We start from the raw sequence: 18,786 nt of genomic DNA, 5'->3' as shown, positions 1-18,786 counted from the left end.
GAAACCATGAACATCTACGTTTTAATGAAAAGGACTTTCGATACCGAGGAAAAAATTACGATCTCCGGCGGCTCCATCAATGAAGATGGCGCAGAGTTTATCATCAACCCGTACGATGAATATGCCATTGAGGAAGCCATTCAGGTACGGGATGCCAATGGCGGGGAAGTCACAGTCATTTCAGTCGGCAATGAGGAAGCTGAAAAGCAGCTTCGTACGGCACTGGCCATGGGTGCTGACAAAGCAGTGCTCATCAATACCGAAGACGATGTGGAGAATGGAGACCAGTTTACAACCGCAAAAATCCTTGCCGAGTATTTGAAGGATAAAGAAGCGGACCTGATTTTGGCCGGAAATGTCGCCATCGATGGCGGTTCCGGACAAGTTGGGCCTCGTGTGGCCGATGCTCTTGATATTCCTTATGTGACCACCATTACCAAGCTTGAAATCAACGGAGAAACCGTAACGGTCACAAGAGACGTTGAGGGGGATTCCGAAGTCATTGAAACCAGCCTTCCGCTGCTGGTAACAGCCCAGCAGGGATTGAACGAGCCGCGTTATCCATCCCTGCCCGGAATCATGAAAGCAAAAAAGAAGCCTCTTGATGAGCTTGAACTCGATGATCTTGACCTGGATGAAGATGATGTGGAAGCAAAAACAAAGACACTGGAAATTTACCTGCCGCCCCAAAAAGCAGCCGGCCGTGTTCTGGAAGGCGATTTGGCAGACCAGGTAAAGGAATTGGTGAAACTGCTTCATTCTGAAGCCAAGGTTGTCTGATTCGGCATTAGTTGAAAAATAGGGCCTGACCAAACATGGAAGAATCGTCCCCTGGTTCCATTGTAAACGGTTCTATACAGCCGCCGCAGGCTCTTCCCATGCAAACTAACTGATAACGAGAATATTCGCAGGAGGTAAAACAAATGGCTAGAAAAGTATTGGTACTTGGCGAAGTACGTGATGGATCCCTAAGGAATGTTTCCTTTGAAACAATTGCCGCTGCAAAAACAGTCGCAGAAGGCGGAGAAGTGGTTGGAGTTTTAATCGGCGGAAGCGTAAACCCGCTGGGAGCCGAGCTTGTCAAATACGGAGCAGACAGAGTCGTGACAGTCGAAAGCGAAAAACTGGCTCAATATACTCCTGATGGATACTCCCAAGCCCTGATGGCTGTCATTGGAGAGGAAAATCCGGAAGGCTTGATCCTCGGACACACAGCACTTGGAAAGGACCTCGCCCCTAAAATCGCAAGCAGGCTGAGCTCCGGGTTGATTTCCGATGCGACTGCGGTCGAGGAAGCTGGCGGAAATCTCGTGTTTACCCGTCCGATCTACTCGGGAAAAGCGTTTGAAAAGAAAGTTGTAACCGACGGCCTGATCTTTGCGACCATCCGTCCAAACAACATTGCCCCGCTTGAAAAAGACGAAAGCCGTTCGGGAGATGTGTCCAGCCTGTCTGTGGACATCAAGGACCTTCGCACAATCATAAAAGATGTAGTCCGCAAAGCGACAGAAGGTGTAGACCTTTCGGAAGCAAAGGTTGTTGTAGCCGGCGGCCGCGGGGTTAAGAGCGAAGAGGGCTTCGAACCTTTAAAAGAGCTTGCGAACGTACTTGGCGGGGCAGTCGGCGCTTCCCGCGGTGCATGTGATGCGGAATACTGCGATTACTCTCTGCAAATCGGCCAGACAGGAAAGGTTGTCACACCTGACCTGTATATTGCCTGCGGAATTTCCGGTGCAATCCAGCATCTTGCCGGAATGTCCAACTCCAAAGTCATCGTAGCGATCAATAAAGATCCTGAGGCCAACATTTTCAAAGTGGCGGATTACGGAATTGTCGGAGACCTGTTCGAAGTTGTTCCTATGCTCACTGAGGAATTCAAAAAATTAAAAGTTCATTCCTGATTTGGATGAAGGGGGCTGGGAACAGCCTCCTTTCGCTATTCGGAGATATCAGGTCTGAACGGACAACACCGCTGAATGTCCAGAGGCATATTTTTACCCTGAGGGGGTAAAATGTCTATGAAGCATATAATTAGCGTCACTTTGATAAACAGTGATATACTGTCGTTAGAATTCGAGTTTTATTTATAGGAGGCATAAAAATGGCGATTTCACATGCTACAGATCAAACGTTTACGTCTGAGACAGGATCAGGAACAGTTCTTGTAGACTTCTGGGCTCCATGGTGCGGACCTTGTAAAATGATTGCCCCTGTTCTTGAAGAACTGGATGGGGATATGGGTGACAAAGTCAAGATTGTGAAAGTCGATGTGGATGAAAACCAGGAGACTGCCGGCAAATTCGGCATCATGAGCATCCCGACACTGCTTGTACTGAAAGATGGAGAAGTGGTGGACAAAGTAGTCGGCTTCCAGCCGAAAGAAGCTCTTGCTGAACTTCTTAACAAGCACGTATAATAAACTAGGGCAGAGGAATCTCATTCGCGGTTCCTTTTCCAGATGAATATGTTCGCAAAGACCGGTGGGACCTTCCCCCCGGTCTTATTTAACTAATAGAAACACTACGGAATGGAGGTGAAGCGCTATGAACGATAACATCAAAAATAAGCTGGCCTTTCTCCCTGACCAGCCCGGATGCTATTTAATGAAGGATAGACAGGGGACGGTCATCTACGTGGGGAAGGCGAAGGTCCTGAAAAACCGCGTGCGCTCTTATTTTACCGGTTCGCATGATGGAAAGACCTTAAGGCTTGTCAATGAAATTGTGGATTTCGAGTATATCGTCACCTCCTCGGAAATGGAAGCCTTGATCCTGGAGATGACTTTGATAAAAAAGTATGACCCGAAATACAATGTCATGCTGAAGGATGATAAAAGCTATCCGTTTATCAAGCTGACAGCCGAACGCCATCCACGTCTCCTGATTACCCGCAAGGTGAAAAAAGACAGCGGCAAATATTTCGGCCCGTACCCCAATGTGCAGGCTGCCAATGAAACGAAAAAGCTGCTTGACCGCATATACCCTCTACGCAAGTGCCAAACCCTGCCTGACCGGGTCTGCCTTTACTATCACATGGGCCAATGTCTCGCCCCATGCGTAAAAGATGTCGATAAACAGGAATATAAAAAAATCACCGATGAAATCACACGCTTCCTGAACGGAGGCTTCAAGGAGATTAAACAGGACCTTGGCATAAAAATGGCGGCGGCGGCAGAAGAACTGGACTTTGAGCGGGCCAAGGAATTTCGTGACAAGATTGCCCACATTGAAGCGACAATGGAAAAGCAGAAGATGTCGACGGCGGATTTTACCGATCGGGATGTCTTTGGCTACGCTGTCGATAAAGGCTGGATGTGTGTCCAGGTATTTTTTATCCGCCAGGGGAAACTAATCGAACGTGAAGTCTCCATGTTTCCGATTTATGGGGAAGCAGAAGAAGAAATCCTTACCTTTCTTGGGCAATTCTATTCCAGGCCGGAACATTTCAAGCCCAAGGAGATTTTTGTTCCGGACACGGTGGACACGGAAATGGCCGGACAGCTTTTGTCGGCCAAGGTGTTAAAACCCCAGCGCGGACAGAAAAAGGATCTGGTCAGGCTAGCCTGCAAGAATGCCGGCATCGCTTTGAAAGAGAAGTTCTCCCTGATTGAACGCGATGAGGAGAGGACGGTCAAAGCGGTCGAAAATCTTGGGGGCCACATGGGAATCTATACACCCCACAGGATTGAGGCTTATGACAACTCCAATATCCAGGGAACAGATCCAGTTTCAGCCATGGTGGTCTTCATCGATGGAAAGCCGGAAAAAAAGGAATACCGGAAATACAAGATCAAAAGCGTGACAGGACCGGATGATTACGATTCGATGCGGGAGGTAGTCAGGAGAAGGTACACGAGGGTGTTAAGAGACGGGCTTCCTCTTGCGGACTTGATCATCATCGACGGCGGGAAAGGGCATATCGAAGCAGCGAAAGATGTGCTGGAAAACGAGCTTGGCCTTGATATTCCGGTCGCCGGACTGGCTAAGGATGAAAAGCACCGGACAAGCCAGCTTCTATATGGAAGCCCGCTGGAAATCATTGACTTGCCGCGGAATAGCCAGGAGTTTTACCTGCTTCAGCGAGTCCAGGATGAGGTCCATCGATTCGCCATTACCTTCCATCGCCAGCTAAGAGGGAAAAACGCATTTCAATCCATGCTCGATGAGATTCCGGGAATTGGGGAAAAACGAAAAAAAATGCTTCTCAAGCATTTTGGCTCAGTGAAAAAAATGCGCGAAGCAAGCCTGGAGGAATTGATAGCAGCTGGAATTCCTTCGAATGTGGCCGGGGAGCTCAGCAAGAAATTGCAGGAATAGTGTTGCCAGTCTAAAGAAGCAGTGCTATAATGAATCCAAATTAATAATTCTGTCACTTTAGAGCGTTAAAGTGAAGATAGAGGTGCAGGCCTCAAGAGTAAAAGCCCGGAGAATGATGGGATTCCGGGATGGGCTTTGAAAGGGATGTCTGCCGAAGTGGGAAAAGGCTCATAGCTTTTCTCGCTGGTTCTGTACTGAAGAAGTGCAGGACTGTCAAGATCTTGTGTCTTGGAGGGCTATCTCACTGTGCAAGCGTATAGATATATTTACGTAAACACAGCAATGAGATGAACTCTCATTGCTTTTTTCTGTTTTCAGGAAAAGGCGGGGACTGCATATCGACAGCACAAAACAACTGGAAACTACACGGGAAGAAGGGAATACAATGGGACTGATTGTGCAGAAATTTGGCGGGACTTCGGTAGCTGATGTTGAAAGGATCATTAATGTGGCTAATAGGGTCGCAGAGGAAAAAAGAAATGGCAGCGATGTGGTTGTCGTCGTTTCCGCAATGGGAAAAACAACCGATAAACTGGTACGGATGGCCAACGAGCTTTCCTCGAGCCCAAGTAAAAGGGAAATGGACATGCTTCTGTCAACCGGCGAGCAGGTAACGATTTCCCTGCTGGCATTGGCACTCATGGAACAGGGGCTTGACGCAGTTTCCTATACTGGCTGGCAGGCAGGAATTGTTACCGAATCCGTCCATGGCAATGCGAGAATAAAACAAATTGATGCAGATAAAATCAAAAACGACCTGGAGGAAGGCAAAGTCGTTATTGTGGCTGGTTTTCAGGGATTGGCCGAAAATGGCGCAATTACCACCCTTGGACGCGGAGGCTCCGATACGACTGCTGTTGCCCTTGCCGCAGCGCTGGGAGCGGACAAGTGCGACATCTTTACGGATGTGACTGGCGTGTTTACCACCGACCCGCGGGTTGTAAAGGGGGCAAGGAAGCTCCTCGGCGTTTCCTATGACGAAATGCTGGAATTGGCGAACCTTGGGGCGGGAGTCCTGCATCCCCGGGCAGTGGAGTTTGCCAAGAATTATGGGGTGGCGCTGGAGGTCAGATCAAGCATGGAAAAAGAACGAGGAACGGTTATTGAGGAGGAAATGGAAATGGAACAAAATTTAGTTGTCCGCGGAATCGCGTTTGAAGATCAAATTACCAGAGTAAGCGTCCTTGGGCTGGATAACTCGCTCACAAGCCTGCCAACCATCTTTTCTACCTTGGCTGAAAATCATATCAATGTCGATATCATCGTTCAAAGCGGAACAGGGACGGACAAGGCGAATATTTCATTTTCCATCAAAAGCGGAGACCTCGCTGAAACCCTTGATGTACTTGAAGGCAGCAAGGAATTGCTGAACTATCAGAGCGTTGAATCAGAGACCGGACTTTCAAAAGTTTCGATTGTCGGAGCCGGAATGATTTCGAATCCCGGAGTAGCCGCTAAAATGTTTGAAGTGCTTGCAGAAAAAGGCATTCAAGTGAAAATGGTAAGTACGTCCGAAATCAAAGTTTCTACCGTTGTGGCGCAGGCATCGATGGTAAAAGCGGTCGAAGCGCTTCATGATGCTTTCGAGCTTTCGCACATCCCTGTCAATTCCTAAATATAACCATATTAAAAACAACAAAAAGCTTTCGCGTTTTTTACGCCGAAAGCTTTTTGTCCAACTAACAGGTTCCTAATGATCCCACTTGACAGTAAATTCGATTTTGCCCGAGCGTTTATGCGGATGCTCGAAAGCCTCGGCCGGCGTACTTTTCAGCCTCTCCATTTGCTGCGCAAGGAAGCCGGCTTCAAGCTGGAAGGTCAGATTTTTGCCTTCCTTCAGCCTGGCAGTTACCAGGTGTCCGGTAAGCTCCAGGTGGATTTCCCGGCGTTTTTCTTCCTTGACCGCAAGGCGGCCCCAGTCCGCCTCCTGGAAAAAATGTACAACATCATCAAAATTGTCAAGAGGATACAGGCGGGCGAGTTTTTTTCCTGCCCAGTAAAGGATTTCAGGTGCATCCTTGCCTAGAAGTTCCTGCAGCAGCACACCCCTGATCAGTTCATGCCCGAAAAGGGAAACGGAAGGCTGCTGGCTCTCATGCTGGTTTTCGGTTGCAGATAATTCACTCAAAAGCTTTCCCCTCTTTCTATGAATCTATTATATACAATTTCATTAGCAATCTGGTATCGATTCATGAAGTTTCACAATAAAATTCGCGGCTTTTTTTACGTGTCATCCTATTCATGTTCATACCCTAGTATTCCGCTGTTAAAGATTAAATTCAGGATGCTAAAGCTGTGTAATAATGGAATAGGGCAAAAGAAAATTATCCTGATATATAAGGTGAAGGCCTGGGAACAAACTAAAAACAGGGGAAAGACAATATCTGGTTATTTGCTGAAACTTTATTCATATAGCCGTTTTTTCTGTATCCGTTTTCTTGACGGTCCAATCTTTCGGGAGTAAAATGGACATGTCACATAATTGTAAGAATTGATATACTATTTATTAAGGGTGGCAGGTTTAAAACTTTAATCGCTTAACGCTGAAAAGGATTTTGGCCTGGCATCATGTCCAATTATCGAGGGGGGTATACATATGGCAAGAAATCAAGAGTTTTTGTGGCGCAGACTTCATTCATTGCTAGGGGTTATACCGGTCGGGCTTTTCCTGGTCCAGCACCTGGTCATCAACCACTTCGCAACACAGGGGCCGGAGGCATTCAATAATGCAGCCCACTTCATGGAAAGACTTCCGTTCCGGATTTTCCTTGAAGTGTTCGTCATTTATTTGCCGCTGTTATTTCATGCGATTTACGGGATCTACATCGCTTTCACAGCAAAGAACAATACAAGCAGATATGGCTATTTCCGTAACTGGATGTTCATGCTCCAGCGTGTAACAGGCATCATCACGCTCGTTTTCATCGCGTGGCATGTCTGGGAAACACGCATTGCGGCTGCATTCGGTGCCGAGGTGAACTTCAATATGATGGCGGATATCCTTGCATCGCCTTTCATGTTCATCTTCTACGTAGTCGGCGTCCTTTCTGCAATTTTCCACTTTGCAAACGGGCTATGGTCTTTCCTTGTTAGCTGGGGCTTCACGGTTTCTCCGCGTTCCCAGGTTATATCAACCTATGTTACGATCGGTATTTTCGTAGTATTGTCCGTGATTGGAATCCGTGCGCTCGTTGCATTTATCTAATTATTATTCTATTACTATATTTCAGAACACAAAGTCAGACTTAGGATTGAGGGAGTGAGTCACGATGAGTAAAGGTAAGGTTATCATAGTAGGCGGGGGTTTGGCCGGCTTGATGGCGGCCATCAAGGTTGCCGAAGCAGGTACACCATGCGAGCTGTTTTCACTCGTGCCAGTAAAGCGTTCCCACTCTGTTTGTGCACAGGGAGGCATTAATGGAGCGGTTAATACGAAAGGTGAAGGTGACTCTCCTTGGGAGCACTTTGACGACACTGTCTATGGAGGGGACTTCCTTGCGAACCAGCCGCCTGTAAAGGCCATGACAGAAGCTGCGCCAGGAATCATCCATCTGCTTGACCGGATGGGCGTCATGTTTAACCGGACGCCTGAAGGACTGCTTGATTTCCGCCGTTTTGGAGGCACGCAGCATCACCGTACAGCTTTTGCCGGTGCGACAACAGGGCAGCAGCTGCTATATGCATTGGACGAGCAGGTCCGCCGCCATGAAGTGGCCGGAATTGTCACCAAGTACGAAGGATGGGAATTCCTAGGAACCGTTGTTGATGATGAAGGCGTCTGCCGCGGGATCGTTGCACAAGACCTGAAAACAATGGAAGTAAAATCCTTCGCTGCGGATGCTGTCATTTTGGCTACGGGCGGCCCGGGAATCATCTTTGGAAAATCAACCAACTCGGTTATCAATACCGGTTCTGCTGCTTCGATTGCCTATCAGCAGGGCGCATATTATGCAAACGGTGAGTTCATCCAGATCCACCCGACAGCCATCCCTGGCGATGACAAGCTTCGCCTGATGAGTGAATCTGCCCGCGGTGAAGGCGGACGGGTTTGGACTTATAAAGATGGAAAGCCATGGTACTTCCTTGAAGAAAAATATCCGGCATACGGAAACCTTGTTCCCCGGGATATCGCCACTCGTGAAATCTTCGATGTGTGCGTAGAGCAAAAGCTCGGAATCAATGGCGAAAACATGGTTTACCTTGACCTTTCGCATAAGGACCCAAAGGAACTGGATATCAAACTTGGCGGAATCATTGAAATCTATGAAAAGTTCATGGGTGATGACCCGCGCAAAGTCCCAATGAAAATCTTCCCTGCGGTCCACTACTCAATGGGCGGATTGTGGGTTGACTATGATCAGATGACCAATATTCCAGGATTGTTTGCGGCCGGTGAGTGTGATTATTCCCAGCACGGCGCCAACCGACTTGGGGCAAACTCCCTTCTTTCTGCCATTTATGGCGGGATGGTTGCAGGCCCTAACGCAATCCGTTACATCGACGGACTTGAAAAGAGCGCTGATGCCGTATCTTCCTCCGTGTTCGACCGTCATGTCAAACAGGAAGAGGAAAAATGGAACAGCATTCTGTCCATGAACGGTACCGAGAATGCCTATGTGCTCCATAAAGAGCTTGGCGAATGGATGACAGACAATGTCACCGTTGTCCGTTACAATGACAAGCTGTTGAAAACAGATGAAAAGATCGTTGAACTGATGGACCGCTATAAAAATATCAATATTAACGATACAGCGAAATGGAGCAATCAGGGAGCGGTATTTACACGCCAGCTTCAAAACATGCTTCAGCTTGCGCGGGTTATCACAATCGGTGCCTACAATCGTAATGAAAGCCGTGGAGCGCATTACAAGCCGGAATTCCCGGACCGCAATGACGAGGACTTCCTGAAGACGACCATGGCCAAGTTCGCTGGTCCTGATGCGGCACCTCAATTCCATTATGAAGATGTGGATGTTTCGCTGATCAAACCGCGTAAGCGCGACTATTCGAAGAAGAAGGGGGAGTAAAAAGGTATGGCTGAAAACAAAACAGTCCGTTTTATCGTCACACGTCAGGACACTCCAGACTCAGCCCCTTATGAGGAAGAATTTGTCCTGCCTTATCGCCAAAATATGAACGTGATTTCCGCATTGATGGAAATCCGCCGAAACCCGGTTAATGCCAAAGGGGAAGAAACGGTGCCGGTTTCGTGGGACATGAACTGCCTTGAAGAGGTGTGCGGCGCCTGCTCAATGGTAATCAACGGAAAGCCGCGCCAATCCTGTACCGCTCTGGTGGACAAGCTTGAACAGCCAATCAGGCTTGAGCCGATGAAAACATTCCCTGTGGTCCGCGACCTGCAGGTTGACCGCAGCAGAATGTTCGATTCATTAAAACGTGTAAAAGCATGGATTCCAATTGACGGAACCTATGACCTTGGACCGGGACCGCGCATGCCGGAACGCAAGCGCCAATGGGCATACGAACTGTCCAAGTGCATGACTTGCGGTGTCTGCCTTGAAGCCTGCCCGAATGTAAACAGCAAATCCGATTTCATCGGTCCTGCTCCATTATCCCAGGTCCGTCTTTTCAATGCCCATCCAACAGGCGAAATGAACAAGGCCGAGCGCCTTGAAGCCATCATGGGCGACGGCGGCCTTACCAATTGCGGAAACTCGCAAAACTGTGTTCAGTCCTGCCCGAAAGGCATCCCGCTGACCACATCCATCGCCGCCTTGAACCGCGACACAAGCATCCAGGCCTTCAAAAACTTCTTTGGAAGCGACCAAGTCTAAAGAAAAGCGGAAGCGCCTTGGCAGGCCCGACAGGCATAAGGCAGTCTCCAGAAGAAGTCGCTCTTTGACTTCTGGCGGAGAATGGCTTATGACCCGAGGGCCTAGGCGCCGGAGCTGGACACTAGAAAAGCGGAAGCGCCTTGGTCAGGCCCGATCCAATGGAAAACCTCGATTCAACAAGAATCGGGGTTTTTCTGCATTTTTCTTCATAGATTCGAAACTTTGTGGGATGAAAATAGCGGAAAAATCCTATTGTATTCACTCAGGCAGCGTGCTACTCTAATATATGAAAATGTGAAACCGCTTGCAATAAACTATCTTTTTTTGTGGTTTTGTGCAAACGATTTCACATTTTAATAATGAACAAGGAGGGTACATATGAAACGGATTTTTTCATCATTACTGGCATTTGTGCTTTTGTTTACCACCTTTGTGGTATCGTTTGCACAAAGTGCAGAGGCAGCAGTCCCTGCGTATGACAATGTTGTTTTACGGGGAAATGCCAGTACGCTGGATTGGGCCTCAAACAACAATCCACTGGAGTTTATTGGAGAGGAAGGTGTGTGGAAAAGCAAACCTATCAACCTTCCAGGAGGCAAAGAGGTAGAATACAAGTTTGTCATGAACGGGAACTGGATGGAAGGCGAGAACCTCCGCTTTACTCCGCCCCAAACTGGCGACTACATCTTTGTCTTCCACCCTGGCGAAGAAAGAAAAGTGGATGTCCGCCTGGATTTGTCGAAATTTACAGGATCATTGACCCTGGAGGCCACTTTGCCTGAGGGGACTCCTGATTGGGCTGTGCCAACGGTCGGGTCAACCTTGAATGATTTCAATTATAGTGTCACACCGCTGATGAAAACGGCGGAAGGCAAGTGGCAGATTGAGCTTGCCGGAAATGCCGGGGAAGAAATTGAATATCAATATGCTCTCGGAGATGCAAAGCACACGGAAGTCAAAAGCGAAAAGCGGAAAGCTGTTTTTGTCGAGGGAGGGAAAGTCTATAGCGATGAAATAGCAGGATGGAAGTCCCTGCCTGTGGCGAAAAACGTCTCCCATAATTTTGCTTTCTCACCCGCAGTGCCGGGCATTACTGATGATGTAAAAGTGACGGTTACTGTACAGCATTACGGTTCAGTCAAAGATGGAGCGCTTTATTTTACGACTGATGGTTCAAAGCCAGCCGGTGTCCGCGGTAAGGCTGAAAATGGACAGGCTGTCAGCTTCAAGCAGGAGTCCGAGACGACGGCAAACGGGCTGACGACGTCTGTGTTCGGCGGAATCATTCCAAAGCAGGCTGAACAGACGAGAGTAAAATACATCATTGATGTCTGGGATCCGCAAGGCACTGACTCCCAATTCGCTGACACCAATAGCCTGACTCCCCAGGAAGCAACTGAATTTGCTTACTATGTAGACCAGTTTGAATCTCCTGATTGGGCAAAAGAAGCTGTCATTTATCATGTTTTTGTGGACCGCTTTAAAAATGGGGACACAGGCAACGATGCGCCGGTCGATCCAAACCTGCCTTATGACGAGCGTCTTAAAGGCTGGATGGGCGGCGACCTGCAGGGAGTTTTGGACAAGCTCGACTACATCAAGGGCCTTGGCGTTAACACCATCTGGCTCTCCCCAGTCTTTGAAGGGCCATATTCGCATGGATACCATCCTGCCGACTTTATGGCCATTGAAAATCATTTCGGCAGCAAGGAACTGCTGAAGCAGCTGATTGATACGGCACATCAAAAGGGTTTGAAGATTGTTTATGATTTTGTTCCCAACCATACATCCAATAAACATCCGTTTTTTCAGGATGCCCTGAAGAATGGCGAGAGCAGCCAATATTACAACTGGTACACTTTCACCCAGTGGCCGGATAAATATGAAACATTTTACGGAATTGGCGAACTCCCCAAATTTAATAACGATAACCCTGAAGCAAGGGAATATATGCTTGATGAGGTTGTGCCATACTGGCTTGATGACTTGAATTTTGATGGATTCCGCCTTGACCATGCAACAGGGCCAAGCTACAGCTTCTGGGTGGATTTCCGCCACAAAGTAAAGCAAATGAAACCGGATGCCTTCATCTTCGGAGAAGTCTGGGAGAACAGGGAAAAGATTAATTCCTATGCCGGTGAACTCGACGGTGCACTGGATTTTGACATGAGAGGTGCCCTTGTCGATACCTTTGCCAAGAACCAGTCTATGAAAGTTCTGGCTGACACGGTTGAAGCAAACCTCGAATCTTATCCGGAAGAATATGTGATGGCGAATTTCCTCGACAGCCATGATCAGCCGCGCTTCCTGTTTGAAGCGGGCGGAGATAAAGACAAGCTGAAGCTTGCGGCAGCTGCCCAATTCACTTTGCCTGGTGTGCCAATCATCTATTATGGAGATGAAGTCGGCCTCTCCCAGAGCAAGGACCATAACTCGGTAACAGACTGGAAAGACCGCTATTACCGGGAACTGATGCCATGGGATGAAAAAGACCAGGATCTTGGATTGAAACAGTTTTATACAGATCTCGCGGAACTTCGCACAAGCGAGCCTGCACTGAGTACAGGGTCATTTAAAAAGCTGGCAGCGGACCAGCATCTGTTTGCCTATGAGCGGGCTGATGAGGGCGGCAAATTCCTGGTGGTTGTCAACAAAGCGGAAAGTGAAACAGAAATTGACGTCAACAGCCTTTACAACCAGCTGGATATTACCGATGTCACCTTAAGTGATGCACTTGGCAATGAAGTAGTCAAAAGCGATGAAAATGGCGAATTGAAATTTGCAGTTGCCGGGAAATCTTTTGAAATTTATCGTGTTTCCGGGTCGCTGGAATACAGCGAAAAACCTATCGACCGCAATAAAGTTTTTGAAAATGTTATTTTAAGAGGTTCGGCTCCGCTTTCATGGGAGGGGGCGAATAACCCGTTAACTTACAATCCTGATGAAAAAGTCTGGAAAAGCCAGCCAATCACTCTTGAGGCAGGCAAGAAAGTGGAGTTCAAATACGTTATGGACGGCAACTGGCTGGATGGGGACAATCTTGCCTTTACCCCGCCTTCATCCGACAGCTATGTTTTCGTGTTTGATGCTCTTGACCAAAGAAAAATCGATGTTCAGCTTTACCAGCAAAAAGTCACCACAAAGCTGAAAATCCATTACCAGCCAAAAACCGGCGATACAAAGGATTGGAACCTGTGGGTCTGGCCGGATGGCATGAGCGGCCAAGTGTTCAATTTTACCGGTGAAGATGAATTTGGAAAAGTAGCTGAACTGGAGCTGGACGGCGATCATAATCGCGTCGGATTCATTGTCCGCACAGACAGCTGGGAAAAGGATGGCGGAGACCGCTTCATTGATGGCATCTGGCAGGGCAATGATGAAGTTTGGGTAAAAGCAGGCGATGATAAGGTCTATACCGAAAATCCGGATGGAACCACGCCTGCCAAAACGTATGACAGCCTGGAAGTGAAGTTTAACTATTATCGTTATGATTTGAATTATGATAACTGGGATATCTGGGTATGGACCGACAAAAGTGAGGGGCAGGCTTTGAAGCTTGATAAAACAACTTCCTATGGAAAGCAGGGGACTTTGAAGCTTGAAAATCTCGGCGGAGCCTCCAAGGTCGGATTTATCGTCCGGAAATCGGATTGGTCGGAAAAGGATATCGCGGAAGATCGTTTTATCACCAAGTTTTCAGCCGATGGCAAAGCGGAAATCTGGCTTGCCCAGGGTCAGGCGCGGATTTTCGACAATCCGGCAAAAGTGGACCGTGATCCGCGAATCACCAAGGCTGCAATTGATGAACTGAACAAGATTACGTTTGAGACCAATTTCCCGTTCTCCCTTTCAGAAGGGGAAAATGCGGGTATCCAGCTGACAGATGCAGAGATTGAAAAAGTGGAGGCAGCTGACAAAGATGCTGGTGATGTTGTCAACAAAGTCATCATCACCACCAAAGGCGAACTGGACCTGGCCAAGGTCTATAAAATCAGCAAGCAAGGATACGGAGAAGCGACCGTAACAATGGGCAAGGTCATCGGCAGCGACTCTTTCGAAGAGAAGTTCTACTATGATGGAAATGATCTTGGCAACACATACAGCAGAGAGTCAACCAAATTCCGCCTCTGGGCGCCGACAGCCAGCGAGGCCAAGCTGGTTACGTATGAAAAGTGGAACAGCACTAGCGGGACTGAGCATAGTATGGCCCGTGCCGAAAATGGAACATGGACCGCTGAACTGGAAGGTGATCAGAACGGCACTCTTTATACCTACAGAGTTAAAATCGGCGACAGCTGGAATGAAGCGGTGGATCCATATGTTCGTGCCGTGGCCGTAAATGGGGACAAAGGGGCGGTCATGGACCTAAACCAGACCAACCCGGAAAATTGGAGTAGGAAGAAGCCGAAGTTCGGCAATCCGGAAGATGCGATTATTTATGAAGCGCATGTCCGTGACTTAACGATCCATCCGGAAAGCGGAGTGCCAGATCACCTGAAAGGGAAATTCCTTGGGGTAGCCGAAGCTGGGACAACCGGGCCGGACGGAGTTAAAACCGGGCTCGACCATATCAAGGACCTTGGGATCACCCACTTGCAGTTCATCCCGATGTACGACTACAACACGGCGAGCGTCGATGAGACTAAGCTTGATACGCCGCAGTACAACTGGGGATACGACCCGAAAAACTACAATGCACCAGAAGGTTCCTATTCAACGGATCCTTACGAGCCGGCTGTCCGTATCCATGAAATGAAACAAATGATCCAGACGCTCCATGACAATGATATCCGCATTGTGATGGATGTGGTCTACAACCATATGTTCAGCGCGTTTGAATCCAATCTTCACCAGCTAGTTCCTGGCTATTATTACCGGTATAACGAAGATGGCACCTTGAGCAATGGAACAGGAGTAGGCAACGATACCGCATCCGAACATAAGATGATGCGCAAATTCATTGTCGACTCTGTTGTCTACTGGGCGAAGGAATACAACATTGATGGTTTCCGCTTTGATCTGATGGGCATCCATGATGTTGAAACGATGAATGAAGTGCGACAGGCACTCGATGAAATCGACCCTTCCATCATCATAATCGGCGAAGGCTGGGACCTGGCCACCAACCTGGACCCTGAACAGAAGGCCAATCAAAAGAATGCCTATAAAATGCCGGGAATTGCCCATTTCAATGATGATATCAGGGACGGCCTGAAGGGAAGCGTCTTTGAAGACAGGGACAATGGTTTCGTCAATGGCAAGGCAAATATGGAACAGCGGATCAAGAAAGGCATCGTCGGCGGAATTTCATACAATGATGATATCAAAACCTTCGCGGTTAATCCGGAACAGACTGTCACCTATGTGGAAGCACATGATAACCACACTCTGTGGGATAAGCTTGAGCTGACCAATCCGCAGGACAGCGAGGAAGACCGCAAGAAAATGCACAAGCTTGCGAGCTCGATCATCCTGACCTCGCAAGGCATTTCCTTTATCCATGCAGGACAGGAATTCATGAGAACAAAAGGCGGCGACCATAACAGTTATAAATCTCCTGATTCTGTCAACCAGATGGACTGGGAGAGGCGCTCCGAGTTTGATGCCGAAGTGGAGTATATGAAGGGGCTGATTGAACTCCGCAAGGCTTACCCTGCGTTCAGGATGACCACAGCGGAAGAAATCCAGAACAACCTGACTTTCCTTGATGCTCCCGCAAACGCAGTTGCATTCTGGCTCAATGCCAGCGCCAATGGCGGCAAGGAAGGAAAACTTGCGGTTGCCTATAACGCCAATAAAACACCGGTGCAGATCAAGCTGCCGGAAGACGGAAAGTGGAAGGTGCTAGTGAACGGAATAGAGGCGGGCACAGAGGGACTGGAAACGATAAAAGGCGATACAGTCACGATTCCAGCTTTGTCTGCCTATGTGTTGTCACTGAAGCCAGAAAAGCAAAAAACGCCTGGCGAAGGAAATAAACCAGGAAACGGGAATAATCCTGGGAATGGGAACAAGCCAGGCAATGGGAATAACCCAGGTAATGGGAATAACCCCGGTAATGGAAACAAACCAGGTAATGGAAACAAACAAGGCAATGGGAATAACCCAGGTAATGGGGAAAACCCTAGCATTGGAAACAACCCAGGTAATGGGGGGAACCCAGGTAATGGAAATAATCCTGGGAACGGGAACAAATCAAAATAATTTGGACAGGGAAGGCCAGGCAGGAAAAATGCCTGGCCTTTTCGGTTGAAGGGGCGAACAACGCCTTTTTTAAGGTGGAAAGTCCATATTTGCCAAAAATGTTGCTCCTTTGCGGAAATGTAGTCACTCCATATGCTGAACTGACATAAGATATGTTGACTAAATTTATACCCACCCCGCAGTTCACAACTGGCGAAGGCAAGGAGGGTTACTATACTTGAAGGAGAATGAATATACTCACAAGCCATTACTCACCAAACGAGAAAGAGAAGTATTCGAACTGTTAGTACAAGACAAAACAACCAAAGAGATCGCTGGTGAATTGTTTATAAGCGAAAAGACGGTTCGAAATCATATTTCCAATGCCATGCAAAAGCTTGGCGTAAAGGGGCGTTCCCAAGCTGTTGTAGAGCTCCTTCGCATGGGAGAGCTAGAACTTTGATTTAAATCGGTCTCCTTGCGGATGGCTGATTATCAATTGAATAGCGGAAGGAATGCAGCCGGCAGTTTGCAGGCTGCATTTCTTTCTTGAAATTATTCCAAAAATCATAGAAAATAAGGTGACTGATACATAGCCTAAAAACATTTGGATGTTTTTAATCGATATAGGAGTGTTCTAAATGAATCCCGAGGATGTTAAAATAAGCACCATTGCCGATATTGAAAAAGACCTGCGCTATATCTCAGGAATCATCAAGCAAAAAGGGCGGGAGATTTTAAGCAATTACACAATCACCCCGCCCCAGTTTGTGGCCCTCCAGTGGCTGTTTGAAGAAGGCGACATGACCATCGGTGAATTATCAAACAGGATGTTCCTGGCGTGCAGCACGACGACCGACCTTGTAGACAGGATGGAAAAGAATGAGCTTGTGATGAGGGTAAAAGACCCTAATGACCGCAGGGTTGTCCGCATCCATCTTTTGGAAGAGGGAGAGCGGATCATTGAAGAAGTGATCAAAAAGAGGCAAGTCTATCTGCAGGAAGTACTAAAGGATTTCTCTGAAGGAGAAATCGTCGGCCTTAAGGACAGCCTGGCAAAATTACATCTAGAAATGCGTGGAGAATGAGGCGAGTTTTTTGAAGCAACCAATTGGCATCATCGATTCGGGCGTAGGGGGATTAACGGTCGCCAAGGAAGTCATGAGGCAGCTGCCCAATGAACAGATTGTCTATCTGGGTGACACGGCACGTTGTCCCTACGGACCGAGAACGGCAGAAGAAGTAAGGCGTTTCACTTGGCAAATCACGCGTTTTTTGCTCGAAAAAGAGATTAAAATGCTTGTGATTGCCTGCAATACAGCGACGGCGGTTGCCCTTGAGGAAATTCGTTCCGAGCTCCGCATCCCGGTGCTCGGGGTGATTCATCCTGGCGCACGCACCGCTATTAAAATCACCAATAACTACAATATCGGAGTCATTGGAACGGAAGGTACCGTAAAGAGCAAGGCCTATGAACTTGCCTTGAAATCGATCAACCGGAAGACCAATGTCACCAGCCTGGCATGCCCGAAATTCGTTCCATTAGTCGAAAGCGGCGAATATGACGGTCCCGTAGCCAAAAAGATCGTGACGGAAACGCTCGAGCCTTTGAGGGGCCTTGACCTGGATACTTTGATACTCGGGTGCACCCACTATCCTCTGCTTGAACCCCTGGTCAAGAAATTCATGGGTGAAGGCGTCAATGTGATCAGTTCGGGGGAAGAGACGGCGCGGGAAGTGAGCACCATCCTTTACCATAGCGGCATGCTGAACGAAAGCAGCGAGGATCCAGTGCACGAATTTTATACCACAGGCTCCAGGTCCATCTTTTCCGCCATTGCTTCCCAGTGGTTGGAAAAGCAGATTGATAACGTGAAAACTGTAAAGCTGTAAAGAGCTCCCCAAGCTGGGGGGCTTTTTTTAGTTTGTTTTGGGAGGCCGTAACCAGGGAGGGAGCGCCCTTGGCGCCCGTTCAGTTGCGAGGGAGGGGAGAATGGTCGCCAAGGGAGGCTATTGGCGACCGTTCCGCCTTGAGGAAGGGGAGAATGGTAACCAAGGAGGGTTATTGGCGCCCGTTCTGCCTTGAGGGAGGGGGGAATGGTAACCAAGGGGTGCGATTGGCGCCCGTGCTGCCTTGAGGGAGGGAAGAATGGTCGCCAAGAGGTGCAGTTGGCGCCCGTTCAGCCCCAAGGAAGGGAAGGATGGTCACCAAGGAAGGCGATTGGCGCCCGTTCAGCTGCAATAGAGGGGAGAATGGTCACCAAGGAAGGTTATTGGCGCCCGTTCAGCTGCGAGGGAGGGAAGAATGGTCACCAAGGAGTGCTATTGGAGCCCGTTCAGCCCCAAGGAAGGGAAGGATGGTCACCAAGAGGTGCAGTTGGCGCCCGTTCAGCTGCGAGGGAGGGGAGAATGGTCACCAAGGAAGGCGATTGGCGCCCGTTCAGCCCCAACGAAGAGGAAAATGGTCACCAAGAAGAACTATTGAAGCCCGC

Annotated in this window: 13 protein-coding genes and 1 riboswitch; of the genes, 12 read left to right on the top strand and 1 reads right to left on the bottom strand. The window is 48.4% G+C overall.

Going from position 1 to position 18,786, the window contains the following annotated elements:
- Window positions 1-6: 6 nt before the first annotated feature.
- The 5 genes from ADU22_RS23210 to ADU22_RS23190 all read left to right on the top strand — a co-directional run bounded on the left by ADU22_RS23210 (window position 7) and on the right by ADU22_RS23190 (window position 5,931).
- On the top strand, window positions 7-780 hold the full coding sequence (locus ADU22_RS23210; protein ID WP_053364283.1) for an electron transfer flavoprotein subunit beta/FixA family protein: 774 nt from the start codon (window positions 7-9) through the stop codon (window positions 778-780).
- A gap of 143 nt (window positions 781-923) precedes the next feature.
- On the top strand, window positions 924-1,901 hold the full coding sequence (locus ADU22_RS23205; protein WP_053364282.1) for an electron transfer flavoprotein subunit alpha/FixB family protein: 978 nt from the start codon (window positions 924-926) through the stop codon (window positions 1,899-1,901).
- A 200-nt stretch (window positions 1,902-2,101) separates the two neighbouring features.
- Complete coding sequence (gene trxA / locus ADU22_RS23200) at window positions 2,102-2,416, top strand: thioredoxin (RefSeq protein ID WP_046523401.1); 315 nt, start codon at window positions 2,102-2,104, stop codon at window positions 2,414-2,416.
- A gap of 127 nt (window positions 2,417-2,543) precedes the next feature.
- Window positions 2,544-4,316 carry an excinuclease ABC subunit UvrC gene (gene uvrC, locus ADU22_RS23195; RefSeq protein ID WP_053364281.1) on the top strand — a complete coding sequence of 591 codons (1,773 nt, stop codon included), beginning with the start codon at window positions 2,544-2,546 and terminating at the stop codon, window positions 4,314-4,316.
- Between the two features lie 69 nt (window positions 4,317-4,385).
- A riboswitch (Lysine riboswitch) is annotated at window positions 4,386-4,563 on the top strand.
- 138 nt (window positions 4,564-4,701) lie between these two features.
- Entirely contained in the window at window positions 4,702-5,931 is a 1,230-nt protein-coding gene (locus ADU22_RS23190) for an aspartate kinase (protein ID WP_053364724.1), read from the top strand.
- Window positions 5,932-6,006: 75 nt separating this feature from the next.
- Here ADU22_RS23190 and ADU22_RS23185 read toward each other — a convergent pair whose 3' ends face one another.
- On the bottom strand, window positions 6,007-6,444 hold the full coding sequence (locus ADU22_RS23185) for a YslB family protein (protein WP_053364280.1): 438 nt from the start codon (window positions 6,442-6,444) through the stop codon (window positions 6,007-6,009).
- A gap of 468 nt (window positions 6,445-6,912) precedes the next feature.
- Between ADU22_RS23185 and ADU22_RS23180 the strand changes: the two genes are divergently transcribed.
- The 7 genes from ADU22_RS23180 (at window position 6,913) to racE (ending at window position 18,187) form a co-directional block, all read left to right on the top strand.
- Window positions 6,913-7,521: a succinate dehydrogenase cytochrome b558 subunit gene (locus ADU22_RS23180; protein ID WP_053364279.1), complete on the top strand. Its 609-nt coding sequence runs from the start codon at window positions 6,913-6,915 to the stop codon at window positions 7,519-7,521.
- Window positions 7,522-7,585: 64 nt separating this feature from the next.
- The gene (gene sdhA, locus ADU22_RS23175; RefSeq protein ID WP_053364278.1) at window positions 7,586-9,343 is read left to right on the top strand and encodes a succinate dehydrogenase flavoprotein subunit; all 1,758 of its coding nucleotides are present in this window, start codon (window positions 7,586-7,588) and stop codon (window positions 9,341-9,343) included.
- Between the two features lie 6 nt (window positions 9,344-9,349).
- The gene (gene sdhB, locus ADU22_RS23170) at window positions 9,350-10,111 is read left to right on the top strand and encodes a succinate dehydrogenase iron-sulfur subunit (RefSeq protein WP_053364277.1); all 762 of its coding nucleotides are present in this window, start codon (window positions 9,350-9,352) and stop codon (window positions 10,109-10,111) included.
- Between the two features lie 378 nt (window positions 10,112-10,489).
- Window positions 10,490-16,315, top strand: a complete 5,826-nt coding sequence (gene pulA / locus ADU22_RS25355; RefSeq protein WP_069188024.1) for a type I pullulanase — start codon at window positions 10,490-10,492, stop codon at window positions 16,313-16,315.
- Window positions 16,316-16,532: 217 nt separating this feature from the next.
- A complete protein-coding gene (gene gerE / locus ADU22_RS23160) occupies window positions 16,533-16,757 on the top strand; it encodes a spore germination transcription factor GerE (protein WP_009796032.1) in 225 nt (74 codons plus the stop codon).
- Window positions 16,758-16,935: 178 nt separating this feature from the next.
- Complete coding sequence (locus tag ADU22_RS23155; protein WP_053364276.1) at window positions 16,936-17,382, top strand: MarR family winged helix-turn-helix transcriptional regulator; 447 nt, start codon at window positions 16,936-16,938, stop codon at window positions 17,380-17,382.
- A 10-nt stretch (window positions 17,383-17,392) separates the two neighbouring features.
- Complete coding sequence (gene racE / locus ADU22_RS23150) at window positions 17,393-18,187, top strand: glutamate racemase (RefSeq protein WP_053364275.1); 795 nt, start codon at window positions 17,393-17,395, stop codon at window positions 18,185-18,187.
- Window positions 18,188-18,786 lie beyond the last annotated feature (599 nt).

The sequence above is a fragment of the Bacillus sp. FJAT-27251 genome (assembly GCF_001273925.1).
Lineage (GTDB): Bacteria > Bacillota > Bacilli > Bacillales > Cytobacillaceae > Mesobacillus_B.
Note: the sequence above shows the minus strand (reverse complement) of the source record. Positions and strands in the feature narration are given on the sequence as shown.